The sequence below is a fragment of the Streptomyces sp. NPDC005955 genome, from assembly GCF_042871255.1.
Classification (GTDB): Bacteria; Actinomycetota; Actinomycetes; order Streptomycetales; family Streptomycetaceae; genus Streptomyces.
Map to the genome: position 1 here is coordinate 313,350 of NZ_JBIAIF010000004.1, position 17,848 is coordinate 331,197.

The 17,848-nt window shown below is 74.2% G+C and carries 11 protein-coding genes; 3 read left to right on the forward strand and 8 right to left on the reverse strand.

What is annotated here, in order from left to right:
• Positions 1-2,055 precede the first annotated feature (2,055 nt).
• Entirely contained in the window at positions 2,056-5,007 is a 2,952-nt protein-coding gene (locus tag ACFYOU_RS13115; protein ID WP_391305364.1) for a LuxR C-terminal-related transcriptional regulator, read from the forward strand.
• Between the two features lie 49 nt (positions 5,008-5,056).
• On the opposite strand, the gene ACFYOU_RS13120 is transcribed toward ACFYOU_RS13115, so the two are convergent.
• The 3 genes from ACFYOU_RS13120 to ACFYOU_RS13130 are packed head-to-tail and all read right to left on the reverse strand — an operon-like array spanning position 5,057 to position 8,164.
• The gene (locus tag ACFYOU_RS13120; RefSeq protein ID WP_391305366.1) at positions 5,057-6,148 is read right to left on the reverse strand and encodes a methyltransferase; all 1,092 of its coding nucleotides are present in this window, start codon (positions 6,146-6,148) and stop codon (positions 5,057-5,059) included.
• Positions 6,145-7,404 carry an FAD-dependent monooxygenase gene (locus tag ACFYOU_RS13125; protein ID WP_391305367.1) on the reverse strand — a complete coding sequence of 420 codons (1,260 nt, stop codon included), beginning with the start codon at positions 7,402-7,404 and terminating at the stop codon, positions 6,145-6,147. Before ACFYOU_RS13125 ends, ACFYOU_RS13120 begins: the two co-directional genes overlap by 4 nt.
• Positions 7,405-7,441: 37 nt before the next feature.
• The gene (locus ACFYOU_RS13130) at positions 7,442-8,164 is read right to left on the reverse strand and encodes a methyltransferase domain-containing protein (protein WP_391305369.1); all 723 of its coding nucleotides are present in this window, start codon (positions 8,162-8,164) and stop codon (positions 7,442-7,444) included.
• Positions 8,165-8,528: 364 nt separating this feature from the next.
• On the opposite strand from ACFYOU_RS13130, the gene ACFYOU_RS13135 reads away from it, so the two are divergent.
• Entirely contained in the window at positions 8,529-10,208 is a 1,680-nt protein-coding gene (locus ACFYOU_RS13135) for an FAD-dependent monooxygenase (protein ID WP_391305371.1), read from the forward strand.
• Here ACFYOU_RS13135 and ACFYOU_RS13140 read toward each other — a convergent pair.
• The 3 genes from ACFYOU_RS13140 to ACFYOU_RS13150 are packed head-to-tail and all read right to left on the reverse strand — an operon-like array spanning position 10,182 to position 14,739.
• Entirely contained in the window at positions 10,182-11,489 is a 1,308-nt protein-coding gene (locus ACFYOU_RS13140; protein WP_391305373.1) for a cytochrome P450, read from the reverse strand. The two genes, ACFYOU_RS13135 and ACFYOU_RS13140, sit on opposite strands and share 27 nt — an antisense overlap.
• Positions 11,486-13,135 (reverse strand): FAD-dependent monooxygenase, encoded by a 1,650-nt coding sequence (locus ACFYOU_RS13145; protein ID WP_391305374.1) that lies wholly within the window; start codon positions 13,133-13,135, stop codon positions 11,486-11,488. Before ACFYOU_RS13145 ends, ACFYOU_RS13140 begins: the two co-directional genes overlap by 4 nt.
• A gap of 38 nt (positions 13,136-13,173) precedes the next feature.
• Positions 13,174-14,739, reverse strand: a complete 1,566-nt coding sequence (locus ACFYOU_RS13150) for an FAD-dependent oxidoreductase (RefSeq protein ID WP_391305376.1) — start codon at positions 14,737-14,739, stop codon at positions 13,174-13,176.
• A gap of 394 nt (positions 14,740-15,133) precedes the next feature.
• On the opposite strand from ACFYOU_RS13150, the gene ACFYOU_RS13155 reads away from it, so the two are divergent.
• Positions 15,134-15,982 carry an alpha/beta fold hydrolase gene (locus tag ACFYOU_RS13155; RefSeq protein ID WP_391305378.1) on the forward strand — a complete coding sequence of 283 codons (849 nt, stop codon included), beginning with the start codon at positions 15,134-15,136 and terminating at the stop codon, positions 15,980-15,982.
• Between the two features lie 49 nt (positions 15,983-16,031).
• On the opposite strand, the gene ACFYOU_RS13160 is transcribed toward ACFYOU_RS13155, so the two are convergent.
• Both ACFYOU_RS13160 and ACFYOU_RS13165 read right to left on the reverse strand, forming a co-directional pair.
• Positions 16,032-16,568, reverse strand: a complete 537-nt coding sequence (locus tag ACFYOU_RS13160; protein ID WP_389766429.1) for a flavin reductase family protein — start codon at positions 16,566-16,568, stop codon at positions 16,032-16,034.
• On the reverse strand, positions 16,565-17,830 hold the full coding sequence (locus ACFYOU_RS13165) for a cation:proton antiporter (RefSeq protein WP_391305380.1): 1,266 nt from the start codon (positions 17,828-17,830) through the stop codon (positions 16,565-16,567). The genes ACFYOU_RS13160 and ACFYOU_RS13165 overlap by 4 nt, the downstream gene beginning before the upstream one ends.
• Positions 17,831-17,848: the final 18 nt, after the last annotated feature.

Consider the following 17,848-nt stretch of genomic DNA (forward strand, 5'->3'; position numbering starts at 1 on the left):
GATCTCCGGTCGGGGCCGGTGGCGGGGGTCCGGGACCGGCGGCGGGGCCTCCGCGGCGGGGCGGGCGACCGGGTCGGGACGCTCGTCTGGGCGTGCGCTGCCCGGGGCGGGTGCGCCGCGGTCGTCCGCGCAGTTCCCCGCGCCCCTTCGGGGCGCACCGAGCAACGCAGGGCCAGGTGGACGTACTGAAGGGGCACGGGGAACTGCGCGAGCAAGCGCCGTGCAGCCGCACCCGGCGACGCACCGCCGGAGGCAGCCCCGGAAGGGGCGCCGGGAACGGCGAAGGGTGCCCTTCCGGGGAGGGGCACCCTGGGAGACGCTCCGGGGTGGGGACGCAGGGTCGGGACGGGGAGCGGAACCGGCGTGCCGTCCGGACCGGGGGCGCATTTCCTGGACCCGCGTGAATTCATGACACGGCTTCAGGAAATACGCCGAGCGCTCTCCACCGGTGGCGCGGGGGCCCGATCCGGTCTTCCGGTATCGGACGGCACACCACGCTTTTTCGGCAGTGGGTGAATTTCCAGTCACCACACGGCCGCACCGGATTCCCCGTCGACCGACCGGACCGTTCCGCGCCCTCATGGACATACGGTTTCCCGTTGAACGGCCGGGGCACCCCTGTGTGCCGTCCGGATGCTCGATGGCGTTCTTCGGAATGCCCCGTGGCGGGCCCGCAGAAAGGACCGGCGCCGACCACCGGAAGGTGAGGGCGAGAAGCGTGCGCGACCCCGTCCGGGGACACCGGCGCTCTTCGCTCGGGCAGACTCGACAGGGGCGCGCCAGGGGGCGCGGGATTACCCGGACGGATTGTCGGTGCACCGAGGGGGCACTGAACTACCGGACGCGCACCGGCGCGCGCCCCGTCGATCGAACAGCGAGGACACCGGCGAGCGGGAGCAGCCGTTCCCGAGGAGAACGGGGCGCCAGGGGCCCAACGGGACGCATGCGGAACACGCTCCGGGGCACGGGGGCGATCCGGACGGCGTGTCGACGTCGAGCCGCCTTCGACCGGAGGCGAGTCAGGGGGGCGCCCGGGCCGGACCGAGGCGCTCGCCACGTCATGGACCACGCCCTGCGCGCCGCCTTCCATGTCGACGTGACCAGCGCACGCCCCCGGGGGACGACGGCGAACCACGGGACGCCGCAGGTCGCGCGGAGGTTCGGCGCGGTGGGGCGGCCGGCCCCGACTCCCTTGCAGCCGGGCCCGGATGACCCGAGGACAGGGGCGCGACGGGACCCCGCCACGGAGGCCGGGAGGCGGTCCTCGCGCTCCCCGTCGAGCGGGGAGGGAAGCGACCGGAAGGGCCGGAGCGGCCAGCGCCGACCCCTACCGGAGGCCAGAAGATGACTCCACGTCACCACAACGAGCACAGGAGAAACGACAGTCACTGTGGGCACAGCAGACATCAAAACGCCCAAAGAGTAAGTAAGTTACCAAGTGCGATATACCTCCCGGACGTGTCGGAGGGCGGTCCGAGAGCATCCGAAATACCGCGCCGTAGAATCCGTCATTCAGTTCGGAAGATCACGGCCGCAATGCGGGGAGCGACGACCCGAGCCGAAGACGGTCACCCTTCCCGACGACCTTGACCCGTGCGTATGCTGAAGTTGCTTCATCAGACAGCGAAGAATGCCCCGGCTGCCCTCGACTCTTTTCCGGTATCGAATCCGGTCCGAGGCATTCACCCCACCGGTACTTCATTTCATGACGGCCGCCGGTTATCGCACCGCGCGGCACGGAGGCCCCGTGGAAATGGCCGACACCATCCGTCGAAGGAAAGCGCCACGCGCCGCCGGAATCGACGTCACCGGCGGCAGCCACCGCGCGCCGCACTTCGGCGGTCGCACGACCCCCTCGGCGGTCCGGACCCGTGTGCCACGGCTCCGGGGAGCGCCCCGGGAGTTCCGACGGACGACGGGCCCGGCACCCCCCGGGCGACGCCCGGCCCCACCGCCGGGCGCGGGGAACCCCGGGCCGACCGGTCGCCGCCGCGGCGGTGCCCGGCGGCGGGCCGGTGGCACGCGGGACCCTCACCCCCCTGTGCAGGAGAGACCATGATTGCGAAGACCCTCGAAAAACCGGACGACCCGGCCCCGCAGTTCTCCCGGATAGTCGTCCGTCCGCTCCGCGGGCGCGACGGCCACCTGGAGCAAATACGTGCCGGTCTCCTCACGACCTCCGAGGGCCGCCAGGGCGGCATCACCCTGCTGGAGTCGCCCGCCGGGAGCGGCAAGACCCGGCTGCTCCAGGAGTCCGGCACCCTCGCCGAAGCACTGGGTTACACCGTGCTCGACTGTTCCACCACCGGCGCCTGGCGGGGCGACGAGACCTCCTCGGCCACCGGACGCTCCTCGGCGACCAGGATCCCCCGACCGGTCCGACCCACCGGACCGGTGCAGATCCAGGCGCAGATCGACGCGGGGCTGCGGCGCGGCCCGGTGCTCGTCGTCGTCGACGACGCCCAGTGGGCGGACCCGGTGCAACTGCGCACCCTGTGCGGGCTGGCCCTCAAGCTCCTGACCGTCCCCGTGCGGTGGCTGCTCACGATGCGCACCGAGGACGCACGCTCCGCGAACGGACTCCTGCTGCGCAATCTGACCACGCACCGCGCCCAGTGGCTCCCCCCGCTGGAACCGCTCGACGACCAGGCGGTCGCCGAGCTGATGGGCGACCTGCTGGGCGCCCGCCCCAGTGACGACGTGCGGGCCCTCGGCGAGAGTCTCGGGGGCAGTCCGCAGGCGATCGTGGAACTGGTGCGGGGGCTGGTGGAGGAACAGTGCCTGCGGATCGTCGGGGACACCGTCTCGCTGGCGGCCGAACCCCTCGTGTCCGGGTTCACCTCGGCCGTCGCCGCCGACCCGGGTGCCCATCTGCCCGCGGCCTTCCTGCGGCTGATGCGCGACCGGTTGGACCGTCTCGCGCCGGGTACCCAACGGCTCCTCCAGGTGGCGGCGGTGCTCGGTCCCTCGTTCATCCCGCGCGACCTGGCGGAGATGGCCGACGAACGTCCCGTCCAACTCCTCGGTCCCCTCCAGGAGTCGCTGGCCGCGGGGCTGCTCACCAGTGGCGCCGAGGAGTTCTCCTTCCACCGCGAGCCGATCTGGTACGCGGTGCTGGGCACCGTGCCCCAGCTGATGCGTTCCCTGCTGCACCGGCAGGCGGCCAACATGATCCTCGGTCAACTCGGGGACGGCACGGCGGCAGCGGTGCACCTGGTGCACTGTGCGCACGCGGACGACACCCAGGCCATCACCACCATCAGGACCGCCGCGGACCGGCTGCTCCCGGTCTCGCCGCAGGCCGCCGCCGCGCTGGCGCTGCGCGGGCTCGACATCACCCGGCCCGCGCAACCGGCGTACCTCGACCTGGCCACCACCGCGACCGCCGCCCTGGTGCGCTCCGGCAGTCTGCACCGTGCCGTGGAGATCGCCGAACGGGTCCTGACCGTGCACCGGCACGCACGCCCCGACCACGCGGGTGACCCGGAGGGGGCCCGCCCACCGGACGAGCCCGCCGGCCCCGCTGCGTCGACCTGGCCGTTGCGCGCCTGGTTGGCGACGGCGTTGCTGCTGCGCGGGGACGCCGACGCCGTGCCGCAGGTCCTCCAGCACGCCACGGGACCCGCCCGCGCGAGCGTCGCCCGGCATCAACAGGAAGGTCCGTCCCCGCTGCTGCTGAGGCTCACCATGCTCTCCCACCTCGACGAACGGGCCGCGTTGACGGCGGCCGACGAGGTGCTGGGGGACGAGACGGCCCACCACGACGACGAACGGTCGGCGGCCCGCACCATCCGGGCCGGGGCCCGGTGGGCCGAGGGCCGGCTGGACGAAGCGCTCGCGCTGCTCGGCCCGGACGCGCCGCCCGGCGGGCGCACCGCCGGCATCTGGCAGGGCACCGCACTGTGGAACAAGGCGTGGGTCCTCATCAAGCTGCGCCGGCTCGACCAGGCCGCGGCGACGGTCGAGGCGATCCAGCGCACCATCGACACCGAGTCGAACGGGGTGTTGGAGCCGCTGCCGTACGCACTGCGCGCGTGGACGCGCTTCGCCTGCGGTGACCTCTGCGAGGCGGAGACCTTGGCGACCGCGGGGCTCACCGCCTCCGCCGAGGCCCGGATGCCGTTGTGCGAACCGCATCTGCGGGCCGTGCTGGTGGCGGTGGCGCTGCGCCGCGGTGACCTGGCGGAGGCACTGGAACGCCAGGCCCAGTGGGAGCCGACGGGCACGCCGGACGGGCCGCCGCGCCCGTGGTGGGCCATGCGGTGCCTCATCACAGCCCAGGTGACGGCCGCGCGGAGGGGGGCCGAACAGGCGCTGGAGGTGTTGCGGGCCGCCCGGCAGGACGCGGGGCTGCGGCGGCAGTTGGTGCTGGAGGACCCGTCGGCCACCGCGTGGTGCGTGCGCACGGCGCTGGCCGCGGGCGACCGGGAGTTCGCCGCCCGGATGGCGGACAGCGCCGAACACATCGCCGTCACGGCACCGGACCACCCCACGGTCGGCGCGGCGGCGGCGCACGGGCGGGCGCTGATCGACGGGGACGGTGCGCTGCTGGCCCGGGCGGCCGACGACTACACCGACCCGTGGGCCGTCGCGTCGGTGACCGAGGACCTGGGGGTGCTGTTGGGCGTGGGTGACCGGGAGGGCGCGATCGGTGCGTTCAACACGGCGATGGCCGGGTACGACGCCTTGGGCGCCAAACGGGATGCGGCGCGGGTCCGCCGGAGGTTGCGCAGGCTGGGGGTACGGCGCCGGCACTGGAACCTGGTGGCCCGTCCGCAGACCGGTTGGGACAGCCTCACGGGTGCGGAGGAGAAGGTGGCGCACCTGGTGGCCCGGGGGCTGACGAACCGTCAGGTCGCCGGGGAGCTGTTCATCTCACCGCACACGGTCAGCTTCCACCTGCGGCAGATCTACCGGAAGTTGGCGATCCAGTCCCGGGTGGACCTCACCCGGATCGTCTGCGCACCCGGCGCCCACGGGGCGGGTCCCCCCTTCGGCAGCCCCTGACGGCGGGCCGGATGAGCCGCCCGGGCCCGCACCACGGGGCCCGGGCGGCTCATCCGGCCACCGCTTCGATGAGGCTCTGCGGGGAGCGGGTGGGGGTGACCCTGGTGCGGCGCAGTCCCGCCGCCTCGAACAGGGCGTCGTAGTGGGTCAGTTCGCGCTCGCGGCCCGGGAGGACCGCCAGCATGTTGAGGTCGAGCAGCGGGGCGAACCCCGGTTCTCCGGGCGGGCCCAGGGGCATCTCGACCACGACGACCCGGCCGCCCGGGTTCAGTGCGGTGCGGCAGTTGCGCAGCACGGCCACGCACGCGTCGTCGTCCCAGTTGTGCAGCACCGCCTTGAGCAGGAAGAGGTCGCCCGGGGGCAGCGGGTCGAAGAAGGAGCCGCCGAGCACGGTGACCCGGTCGCTCAGCCCCGCCTGTTGCGCCGCCGCGAGCGCGGTCGCCGCCACGGCGGGCAGGTCGACCACGATGCCGCGCAGTCGGGCATCGGCGCGCAGCAGGGCGTGCACCAGGGCGCCGTTCGCTCCCCCGACGTCCACCGCCACCCGGGTTCCGGTGGTGTCGAGCAGCGCGGCGACCTCCTCGGCCAGGTGGGCCGTCAGCTCCGTCATCGAGGAGGCGAACCGTTCGCCTTCCCGGGGGTGGGCGAGGAAGTGCGCCCAGATGTCCCGGCCCAGTGCCGCCGCGGTCTGTGGGGTTCCGGACCGTACGGCCTGGGGGAAGTGTCCCCAGGGCAGCCAGTGGCCGGGCGAGCCGTGGACCAGGGCGATCGTGCGCAGGGAGTGCGGTGATCCGGTGCGCAGCGTGTCGAGCAGGGGCGTGCGGTGGAACCGGCGGTGCGCGTCGACCTCGACGAGGCCGAGGGAGGCGCAGGCCCGCAGCAGTCGGGCGACGCCGTCGGGGTCGGCGTCGATCCGTTCGGCGAGGGCGGGGGCGGTCAACGGTCCGTCGGCGAGGTGGTCGGGGATCGACAGTTCCGCGACGGTCCGGACGATCTGTGTCCGCCAGTATCCGGTGATCATGGACATCATCCGGTCGGCGGCCCCGCCGCCCACCGGTCCGCTGCTGGTGTCGGACGCGCCGAGGACGGGCTCCCCGGACTCCCCCGGTTCCTCGCCCCCGGTCGTGTCGTGTGCGGTCATGACGCGTCCTTCTCCTGGTCGGGGGCGGGTGGCGTGCGGACGTGTTCGGGGCGGAACCCGACCCCGATGACCCGGCTCATCAGCAGTTGCGCGGGCCCGAACCGCTCGAACAGCCGGGGGGCGGGCGGCTGTCGCGCCTCCTTCACCGTGGTGTCGATGCCGAAGCGTTGGGTGCCCCGTTGCAGCCCCTGCGACAGTACGGTGGCGAGCAGCCTGCGGCGGCGGACCGCGGCGAGCCGCGTGTCGTCGAAGGGGGCACCCGTGCGTTGGGTGCGGAGCAACGGTGCGGTGAGGGCGTTGGCGGCGGCGACGGCGTCCTGCACGGCGAGGTTCACGCCGAAGCCGGCGACCGGGGACATGGCGTGCGCGGCGTCCCCGATGAACAGCAGGCCCGGTCGGTGCCACCGGTCCAGCCGGTCGATCCGGGCCTCCAGGATGCTCAGTTCGTCCAGGGAGCGCAGTTCGTGCACCCGGTCGGCGAGGAACGGCACCAGGGCGGCGAGGTCGGAGCGGAAGGCGTCCAGGCCCTCGCGGCGCACCCGGGCGAAGCCGCCGCGGACGGTCTCGTACGACATCTGCCAGTAGCTGCCGCGGTCGGTGGCGCCGAAGATCTTGCCGTTGCCGACGCGTACGCAGATGCCCTCGTCGGGGTCGGTGGAGCGCCGGGAGATCCGGAAGAAGGCGACGTCGAGGGAGCGGCCGATCAGCCGGGGCCGGGCGCCGACGGCGGCGCGCAGCGCGGAGTGCCGGCCGTCGGCGGCGACGACCAGGGCGCAGTGGACCTCCGTCTCGCCGTCGGGTCCCCGGGCGCGGACGCCGCTGACCCGGCCGTCGGCGGCGCGCAGCACGCCGACGGCCTCGGTGCCCATGAACAGCCGGTACGTCGGATGGCGGGCGGCCTCGGCGGTGATGAGGTCGAGGAAGTCCCACTGCGGGACGAAGGCCATGTACGGGTAGGCGATGCGCAGCCGGGAGAAGTCGGCGATGTCGATGCGGCGGCCCTCCTGGACCACGCCGATGGTCGTGACCTTCTGGTGGGGCAGCTCGTGGAACCGGTCGACGAGGCCGAGTTCGTCGAGGACCTGGAGGGTGGCGGGGTGCACCGTGTCGCCGCGGAAGTCGCGGTGGAAGTCGTCGTGCTTCTCCAGCGCCACCACGGCCACGCCCGAGCGGGCCAGCAGCAGCCCGAGCATCGCGCCCGCCGGGCCGCCCCCGACGACGCAGACGGTGGTGCGCCGGATCGTCGGTCCGCTCACCGCGGCTCCCGGGGTGCGTGCGGGGCACCGGCGGGGGTCACGGGGCGTCCCACACGGCGGCGCTCATGGTGGGGATCAGGTCCTTGGTGAGGGTGACGCCGGGCAGGTGGGCACGGTAGGCGTGCGCGAACTCGGCGTAGGTGAGGGGCATGTGGGCGGCGCTCATCTCCAGCCAACGGGGGTGCAGCATCATCCGCAGCGAGTCGGCGGCGGCGTCCGCGTCCCCCGACACCTCGTACAGGGTGCGGGCGGTGTCGAAGGCGTACGCGCTCTGTTGGGCGGGGCGCGCCACCTCCTCGTCGTCCGGTTGGGTGATGTCGATGACCACCAGGCGTCCGCCGGGGGCGACGAGGTCCCGTAGCCGGGGCAGCACTTCGGGGGCCGGGCCGAGGTGGAACACGGCGTTGACGGAGAGCACCAGGTCGAAGCGGCCGTCGACGGCGGGGGTCAGGTCCAGGGCGCTGCGGTGCTGGTAGCGGACCGGGACGCGGGAGGGTTTGGTGGCGGCGATGTCGAGCATGCGGCGGGAGATGTCGACGCCCACCACGTGGTCGTAGCGTTCGGCGAGCAGGACGCAGTTGTTCCCGCTGCCGCAGCCGATGTCCACGGCCCGGGCGCCCGGCGGGAGGCGGCTCACCAGCCAGGAGCGGACCGGGCTGGTGGCCGCGTCGCGGACCCGGGTGAAGCGTTCGTACAGGTCCGCGAGGTCGTCGAAGAACGGCTCGGGGCGGTTGTGCACGCGGGACTCCTCGTCACTCATCGGCACGTCCTCATCGGGGTGGTCGACCCCGGTCTCGGTGGATTCGGGGCGGCTCGGGGGGATTTCCCGGACGGATTCGGGGCACGTGGGCCGTCGGGGGAGGGCCAGAACCTATCCGGCCGGGCACCGGGGCCGGAAGCGGGTGGGGGCGGGGGCGCGCCGGATACCGCGCACTCGCGTAGGGTGGCGCGCCCCCGCGCCCCGCGTGGTCCCCTCCGCCGGGACGCCCCGGGCGGTCGGCCGGCGACGAGAACCGTCCGCCGTGTCGTGCGGCGCGCGATGCGGACGGGTGCGCCCGACGGTCAGACTCGGGCCAGCGGGTCCGGAGCCGGGCCCGGGGGCGACTTCCACGCTGAGGGGTCACATGCACGATGCACACGACTGCGACGTCCTGGTCGCCGGGGCGGGACCGAGCGGGCTGACCGCCGCCCTGGCGTTGGCGCAGCACGGCGTACGGGTACGGATCGTCGACCGGGGGTCCGGCCCCGTCGAGGAGGCGCGGGCGGCGATCGTGCACGCCCGCACCCTGGAGTTGCTGGACCGGCTCGGGGTGGCGGAGCAGGCGGTGGCGCGGGGGTTGGCGATCACCCAGGTGGCGATCCACGAGCGGGGCCGGCACGTCGGGCGGATGCCGCTCGCGGGTGAGGGCACGGCGGCCTGGACACGGTTCCCGTACGCCCTGGCCCTGGAGCAGTTCGAGACCCAGCAGCTGCTGGTGGACGCGCTGGCCGAACACGGGGTGGCCGTCGAGTGGGACACCGGCGTGGAGGACCTGACGGACACCGGCCGGGGCGTGCGGGTGGGGGTGCGGCACGGCGGTGCGCCGGGGACGGTGACGGCACGGTGGCTGATCGGCGCGGACGGGGCCAGCAGCACCGTACGACGGTTGTTGGCGCTGGACTTCGGGGGGCGGACGTACCCGCAGAGCGGCATGCTCGCGGACGTCACCCTCGACGTGGACCTCGGGGTGCGGGGGATGCGGCTGAACCTGACGCGGGGCGGCTTCGTCGGCATCCTCCCGCTCGCCAGCGGCCGGTGCCGGCTGTTCGGGGTGGTGCCGCCGTGGATCCACCGGGGCGGGGATGCCTCGCAGGCCTCGCACGAGGCGTACGCACCGCTGGAGCCGGAGGTGCTGCACCGTTGGTTCGCGGACTACTTCCGGGTGGACGCCGGACTCCAGGACATCGTGTGGGCGTCGATGTTCCGGTTCCACAGCCGGATCGCGTCCCGGTTCCGGTCGGGGAACTGCTTCCTCGTCGGGGACGCCGCGCACATCCACAACCCGGCGGGCGGTCAGGGGTTGAACCTGGGCATCGGCGACGCGGTCAACCTGGCGTGGAAACTGGCCCAGGTGACGCACGGGCACGCCCCGGCGTGGCTGCTGGACACCTACGACGCGGAACGGCGCCCGGTCGCGCGGGCGGTCCTCAAGCGCACGGACCTCGGGTTCCGGGCCGAGACCGGGAACAACGCGCTCGCGGTGTGGATGCGGACCCGGGTGGTGACCCGGGTCATCGGCGCGGTCAGCAGGCTCGCCCCGGTGCGGCGGCTGTTCTTCCACATCTTCTCGCAGCTGTGGATCACCTACCGGGGCAGCCGGGCGGTGTCCCGCGACGGCTCGGCGACCGGGCGGCTGCGCCCCGGGGACCGCGCACCGTACGCCCCGGCCGGCCGGGGCGGTGCGGAGGGTGGGCAGGACCGGGGCGTGCTGGAACTGACCCATGGGGGCGGCTACCACCTGCTGTGCTTCGACCGCGGTGGCGACGGCCCGTCGCCTGCGGTGAACGCGGGGGAGGTGGCGGAGGCGCTGGACGACCGCTATCCGGGGATGGTGGCCGTGCACGCGGTGCCGCCCGGGGAGACGGCGGCCCACCACGCCTACCAGGTGAAGGGCGCCCGACTGGTCCTCGTCCGGCCGGACGGACACGTGGGCGCGGTGGTCGACCTGCCGGACGGCGACCCGGTCGGGCGGCTCGCCGGGTACCTGGACGAGGTGTTGGTGCGTGCGTCCGCGCCCTCAGCCCAGGTGCAGCCGGAGCCGTGACGGACCGTGGAAGACGAGGTCGTCGGGGTACGCGACGTCCGTGACGGTGAGGGCGCCGGAGCCGTCGGGGCCCCGGAGTCCGCCGAGGTCGTCGAGGGCTGACAGCAGCAGCCCGAGCCCGATCTCGATCTCGGTGCGGGCCAGGTTGGCGCCGAGGCAGTAGTGGATGCCGAGCCCGAAGCCCAGGTTGCGGCCGCGGCGGTCCAGGAGCAGCGCGTCCGGCTCGGGGAAGCGCGCGGGATCGCGGTTGGCGGCCCCGAGCACGGCGACGAGCCGGCTGCCGCGCGGGACGTCCAGACCGCCCAGGGTGACCTCCCGGTAGGCCCAGCGGGTCACCGTCTGCACCGGCGGGTCGAACCGGACCAGTTCGTCGACGGCCGGCAGCGGGACCAGGGGCCGTTCCCGGAGCGCCGCCCAGGCAGCGGGACGGGCGCCCAGGGTGAGGACGGCCTTGGCGAGGGTGTTGGTGGTGGTCTCGTGGCCCGCGGTCATCAGGTGCACGCAGGTCGCGACGGTCTCCGTGTCGTTCAGGGGGGCGCCCCGCGTCTGCGCCGAGACGAGGAGGGACACGAGGTCCGGTCCCGGGGCGGCGCGGCGGCGGGCGGCGAGGTCCAGGAAGTAGTCGGTGAGGTGCCGGGCAGCCCGGTCGGCGATCTGGTGGGCGGCCGGGCACTGCCCCACCCGGCTGCTGCTCGCCTGTTGGACCGCCACGGCCTGGTCCCGGAGCCAGGGCCAGTCCTCGGGGGGAACGCCGAGGAGTTCCGAGATGACCAGGATCGGGAAGGGCGCGGCGAACGACCGGACCAGGTCGGTGCTGCCGTCCCGGCGGACCTCGCGGCCGAGGTCGGCGAGCAGGTCGGCGGCGATCGTCCGGATGCGCCCCCGTAGCCGGGTGACCACCCCCGGGGAGAACTCCCGGTTGAGGACGGACCGCAGTTCCGTGTGGCGGGGCGGGTCGAGGAAGACCAGCCAGTTCTGGACCATGGCGCGCAGCGTCGGACGGTCCTCGGGGACCAGCTCCGGGGCGCGGGTGGAGGCGGTGGCGGCGCGCCGGGCGCTGCGGCCGTACGCGGCGTCGCTGAGGACGGCGGCGACCTCGTCGTGGCCCAGGACGTAGAAGGTGGCGGGGGCGTCGGGCGGGCCGGGGGCGGGTGCGGCCCGGTGGACGGGGGCCTCCTCGCGGTAGCGCCGGTAGACGGGGTACGGGTCGGCGAGCCGTTCGGTGGGCCATCCCGTCAGGCTGAAGGGGGGCAGCGCGGGCCGGGCCGGTGCCTGGGTCATGACGGTCCCTCGGATGCGTCGGGTCGGGGGTGCGCGCCGGTCACCCGGGCGGCCACGGCGGCGGGGTCGGCGGGCAGGGCCCGGCCGCGCCACGCCACGTGGCCGTCCGGGCGGACCAGGACGAAGGGTCGTTCGTAGGCGGCGGCGGCTTCGGGCACCGTGCAGCGGTGGACGGTGAGCGGCACGCCCCGCGTCGCGAAGGCGCGGGCGAAGCCGTCGGTGCGTTCGGACGGGGCGAAGGCCAGCAGGACGAAGCCCTCGCCGAACAGGTCCAGGGTCGATCTGCCGGGCGTCAGCCACACGTGCGGGGCGCGGGAGCCGGGGCGGGTGTTGGGCCGCCGGTCGGGTTGCGCCCCCACGGGCGCGGTGGGGTCCGGGACGACCAGGGGGGAGCCCTCGTAGCTGAATCCCAGGTGGATCTCCGGGGCGTCGAACTCCCGGCCCACTCCCCCGCGGGCCAGGGCCGCGCTGATCAGCTGACGGAACCGTTCGCCTTCGGGGGTGTCGTCGTTCAGCGCGTCGGGGATCTGCCGCCCCATCGCCCTCAGGAGGTTGACGTTGGCTTCCTCCAGCCCTTCCAGGGCGACGGGCCGCCGCTCGGTGGTGTAGCTGTCGAGCAGGGCGGGTCCGGCCCAGCCGTCGAGTGCGGCGGCGAGCTTCCACCCCAGGTCGGCCGCGCCGCAGATGCCGGTGTTCATGCCGAAGCCGCCGGACGGCGAGAGGGTGTGCGCGGAGTCCCCCACGAGGAACACCCGTCCGGCCCGGAAGGTGTCCGCGACCCGGTGCACGAGGTGCCAGGTGTTGTCCGACAGCACCTCGACGGGGGTGTCGTGGGCGATGGCCCGACGGACCAGCACGTCCGCGTCGACGGCCGAGTCGGGGTGGCCCTGGAGGCCGACCGTCAAGCGGTACAGGCCGGCGCCGTCGAGGGCGCGCAGCGGGAACCGCAGGGCAGAGGACATCAACAGGTAGTAGAAGTTGGCGTTGCGGTCGCCGAGTTCGGCGCGCAGCCGCGGTGCCCGGAAGAGGATGTTCCGGAAGACCTGGGTGCGGTGCCGGGCCGGGGCGGGGATGCCGCAGCTCTTGCGGACCGCGGAACCGGTGCCGTCGCAGGCGATGAGGTAGCGGGCGTGGAGGGTGGTGGTGCGCCCGGTGTCCGCCTCGGTCAGCGTGGCGCGCACCCCGTCGTCGGTCGTCCGGAAGCGGTCCATGCGGGTCCGCATGCGGACCGGGCCGTCGGGCCGTTCGCCGATCTCCGCGCGCAGCAGCGGCCCCAGCCAGTGCTGGGGGCAGATGGCGTCGGGCTCCGGGGTGTGCCGGAACGGGGGGCGGGTGTCCATGGTGTGGCGGGGCAGTCGGAACAGTTCGTGGCCGCCGATGCGGGTCACCCACACGGCGTCGAGGCTGTGGTCGCCGGGCCAGCCCGAGTGGCGGAGGCGGTCGGCCACGCCCCAGCGGCGGAAGAACTCCATGGAACGCGGGCCGATGCTGCTGACCTTGGGGTGGGTGACGGTGCCGTCGCCCGCTTCGACGAGCACGAAGTCGACGCCGCGCGAGCGCAGTTCCAGGGCCGTGGCGAGGCCGGTCGGTCCGCCGCCGACGATCAACACGTCGGTGTGCGACGCGGCGGGCTGGGGAGCGTTCATCTGACCTCCTGGGTGGCAGGTGCGGTGGCCCTCCGGCGTCACCGGGCGCCGCCGGCGTCCGCCCGGTGCCCGGCGGTCGTCGCCCGGCGGGGCGCGGCGTGCGCATGGATCTCCTCGGCGGCGGCCAGTCCCGACGCGAGGGCGCCCTCGATCCACGCGGGCGTCGACGAGCAGTGTTCGCCGGCGAAGAACAGGGCGCCCTGGGACACGGCGGCCAGGGCGCGTTCCTCCTCCGCGGTGACGGGGTCCTTGCTCCAGCGCACCGAGGCGGCGCCCCGGCTCAACGGGTCCTCGCCCCACACCTGGCTCTCGGAGCCGAGGACCATGCCGGGTGCGCCGAGTTCGGGGTGCACGGCGCTGAGTTCGCCGAGGACGGTGCCGACGCGCTTCTCCCGGGGCACTTCGCTCAGGGCCTCCGCGTCCGGGCCGATGGTGTAGCTGGCGAGCAGCGCCGCGCCGAGCCTGGGGTCGCTCTCCACGGGCGGGTAGTAGGTCTGGCGGGTGAGTCCCCCGGTGAAGGAGCCGCCGCCGCTGATGCCGTCGTGCTCCCAGAAGGCCTCCCGACAGTGGAGTGCGATCTTGGTGGCGGGCCAGTACTGCATGTCGTTGACCACCGCCGTCTTCTCGGGGCCGACGCCCGTGAGCGGCATCCGGCGCAGCACCGAGAACGGCAGGGTGCACAGGACGTGGTCACAGACCAACCGGCGGACCGCGAGGCCGTGTCGGACGTCGACCAGGACCCCGTCCGGCCGTACGTGCAGTCCCAGGACCCGCTGTCCCCAGAGCACCGGGCCGCGCAGCCGTCGGGCCAGCCGCCCGGGTATCTGGTCCATGCCCCCGTCGAGTCGGAACAACGCCGAGGAGGTCTCGGTGACCACGTCGTTGAAGAAGTAGCGGAACCTGCCGTTCGCCGCGAACCCCTGGTGGTGGGCGAAGAATCGATTCAGGTCGACGCGCTGGACGGGGCCGTCCACGAGGTACGGGCGGACGTCGATGTCCGCGAGCAGGTCGAGCAGTTCCCCGTGCAGTCCGGAGAGCAGGGACCGGCCGAAGGTGCCGGGGGCGACGGCGTCGACGCTCGCGGCGAGCCAGGCGGCGCACAGCACGGTTTCGGGTCGGTAGCGGTGGCCCGGCGGCAGGCTCCGGCGGAACTCCTCCACGAGCGCCGGCGAGGCGTCCCGGACCCGCACGTGCCCCGCGGTGGTCTCCAGGTAGCTGGCGTCGTCCGAGAAGAGGGGCCGGAACTGCCGGACCCGGTCGCTGAGCCCCAACCGGTCGATCCACTGCATGGTGAGACGGTGGGCGGCGGGGATGCGCATCGCGCCGAGTTCGACGAGCGGGCCGTGGCCGCGGCCGGCGAAGCCGTGCGTGCGGACCCGACCGCCGGGACGCAACCGGGCTTCCAGCACCTGGACGCGGTGGCCGAGCCGTTCGAGTTCGTGGGCGGCCACCAGTCCGGCTATGCCGGCGCCGAGCACGGTGATCCGTTTGGGGCCCGCCGCCGGGGGTGCGGGAGCGGGGGCGGGGAGCAGCGGATCACGGGGGGACGTGGGGGACGGGGACGGACGGGCCGTGCCCGTGGCGGTGGGGCCGTTCCTGCGCACCGGACTCCTTCGGAGGGGACGAGATCGGAGGGGACGAGATCGGAGAGGGAGAAGGGGGCGGACGGGCTCGGCTGCGGAGCCTGGGCTGGTGGGGTGCCGAAGGGCCGGCCGTCGGCCCTCGCGGCTGCGGAACCGCCGGTGGCGGGCGCCGGCCGGGGGCGGCGGCGAGGGCGTGGAACCCACGCCGCCCATCGTGCGGGGGTGGGGGTGGGGCCCACATCCCCACGCATCGGTGGGGTTTGACGGTTTGCGGTTGCCGGGTGCGCCCGTACCTGCACGCCGTGGCGTCCCACACCGTGCGAGCCAGCGGAATCCCACGTGCGGTGAATCGTCCGCCCCCGCCCGGGGGCAGGCTGTCCGTCCCGGTTCCCGAGCCGAACGGAGTGTGTGAGTGATGGAGGATCCCACCGTGCGGGTGGAACCACCCCGGATCGGATCGAGCGGGTCGCGCACCCATCTGCGCACCCATGACGGCTTGTGGCTCTCGGGCACGTTGACCCCCGCGGACCCCGCGGCGGGCGGGGAGGCGACGCGGGCGGCCCTGTTCCTGCACGCCGAGGGCGCCACCCGGGAACAGGGCGGCCTGTACACCACCGTGGCGCACGCGCTGGCGCGCGGCGGGGTGACGGGTCTCCGCTTCGACCTGCCCGGCCACGGGGTGAGCGAGGGCCGGCAGGCCGAGCTGAGTCTGTCCGGGCTGCTCAACGTGATCAGCGCGGGGAGCCGTCTGTTGCGGGAGCGGACCGGGGCGGAGCAGGTCGACCTGGTCGCGGCCGGCCTCACCGGCGGGGTGGCCGCCGGGTACGCGGCGCGCCGCGGCGACGAGGTGCGCCGGCTGGTGCTGTGCGATCCGCTGATCGACTACAAGGAGCACTTCGTGGACGGCTCCACCGCGTGGCACGACGGCTATCTGGACGAGGTGACGGGCCGTGAGCTGGTCGCGGACGGCCGGGTGCGGTACTCCCCCGGTCTGCTGCTGGGCCGGGCGATGCTCAACGAGGTCTTCTGGCTCCAGCCGCGCGGGGTGCTGGGTGCGATCACCGCCCCGACCCTGATCGTGCACGGCAGCGGCGCTTCCACCGTTCCGTTGCGTTCCTCGCGGACCGCTGCCGACGCGCTCACCGGCGAGTCCCGGTTGCAGCAGGTGACGGGGTCGCCGCGCAGTCGCCGCGCCGCCGCGGCGACCGCGGCGGTGGGTTGGCTCCTCGGTAGCGGCGCCGGCAGACGGACCGTCGACCCGTGAGCACGGCCCCGAAGGCGACGGCGTGTCAGGTCAGGTCAGATGGGTCGGGTCAGGTGACCGTGTGGCCCGGGGGGACCTCCTCCCCGTCGTGCGGCCACACGGCGTACCGGCGCAGGCCGTACAGCAGGGGCCTGGGCACCCGGTGCTGCCGCACTCCGTACACCTCGCCGAAGACGACGGTGTGACTGCCGACCACCTGGTGGCCGCTGATCACGCAGTCCGCGACGGTGTGCGCGTCGTCGACCAGATGGGGGCCACCGCGGCCCCGACCCTGCTCCCAGCGCACCTGGTCGAAGCGGTGCGGGGCGCCGGAGGCGAACAGTTCGGCGGTGGCGCGTGCCCCGTCGTGCAGGAGGTTCACCGCGAACAGTCCCGCCCGGAGCATGGTGTCCAGGGTGGGGCTGCCCACCCGTACGCACACCAGCAGCGTCGGCGGTGTCAGCGAGACCGCGCACACCGCGGAGCAGGTCATGCCCCAGGGCCGTCCGGACGTCGTGTCGGCCGCGGTGAGGACGGCGACCCCGCTGGGGAACCCCGCCATCAGCGCGCGGAACCGGGTGGGGGTGATCGTGTCGGACAGGTTCACTGCACACCGCCTTGGAGCGTGCGCGGCTCGTGGCGGGCCACGCGGTGATCGATGAGGGAGAGCAGCGGTCCGGTCAGACCGGTCGTGGCCAGCGCCATGACCAGCATCGCGAGGAACAGGCCGGGGGTGAGGATGCCCGCCGCGTAGCCGACCTGGAGGACGACGATCTCGGTGAGTCCCCGGGTGTTGACGAGGACGCCGACGCGCAGGGCGGTGACCCGGTCCTCCCCGGCCCAGCGGGCGCCGAGGTACCCGCCGCCCACCTTGCCGACGACGGCCAGGGCGGTGCACAGCAGCGTCGCGGCCCAGGGCAGCGCCGCGCGGGACTCGGTGAACAGGGTGATGCCGGTGCCGACGAAGAACACCGGCAGCAGTAGCCGCCCGAGCCGGACGACCGGCTCGATCACCCCCTCCCACGGGCCGTCCTGGGTCTTGGGCAGGAGCACCCCGGCGAGGAAGGCGCCGAGGACGACGGTCAGTCCGGCCTCGCGCGCCCCGGCAGCCGCGACCAGGGCGATGACCGCGAGGACGACGGCCGCGGCCCTCGGGTGCCCTGCGGCCACCGCAGCGACGTACGGGCGTCCCAGGACCGACCGTCCCCACCGGGTCACCAGCGCACCGGCTCCGAGGGCCGCGAACGCGCCGGCCACGCCCCACGCTCCGCCGGCCGCCAGACCGAGGGCCACCGCGAGCATCAACCAGGCCACGGTGTCCAGCAGGATGGCGGACAGCAGGGCGAGCGGAGCGGAACGGCCCAGCCCCCGCGCGCGTTCGTCGATGATGCACGCCAGTACGGGGACCGCGGTGACGCTCATCGCCACCGTCAGCATCACCACCAGGGCGGGCAACGGAGCCGTTCCGAGCAGGGCGGGCCCACCGGCCCACCAGACCCATCCGGCGAAGGCCAGCCCGGTCAGCAGCGGCAGGAGGAACACCCCGGCCGTCACCCGGACCAGGGTGCGGTTCCCCCGGTCGGCCGCGCCGTGGTCCAGGCCGTGGACGACACCGACGAGGAACAGGACGAGGCCGATCTCGCCGACCGCCTTGAGGGGGTCGGCGAGTTGCTCGGGGAACAGCGTGTCGAACCGGTGCCTGCCGACGAGGGCGAGCAGTGCGGGGCCGACCAGCAGGCTGACCAGGATCTCCCCGATCACCAGCGGTAACCGCAGCCGTCCGGCGAGGACCCGCCCGACGGCTGCGACCAGACCGAGGACTCCCAGCAGGGCGATCAGGTGCAGCCCCGCCATCAGCAGATCCGCCATGATCCACGGCTCCCGGCG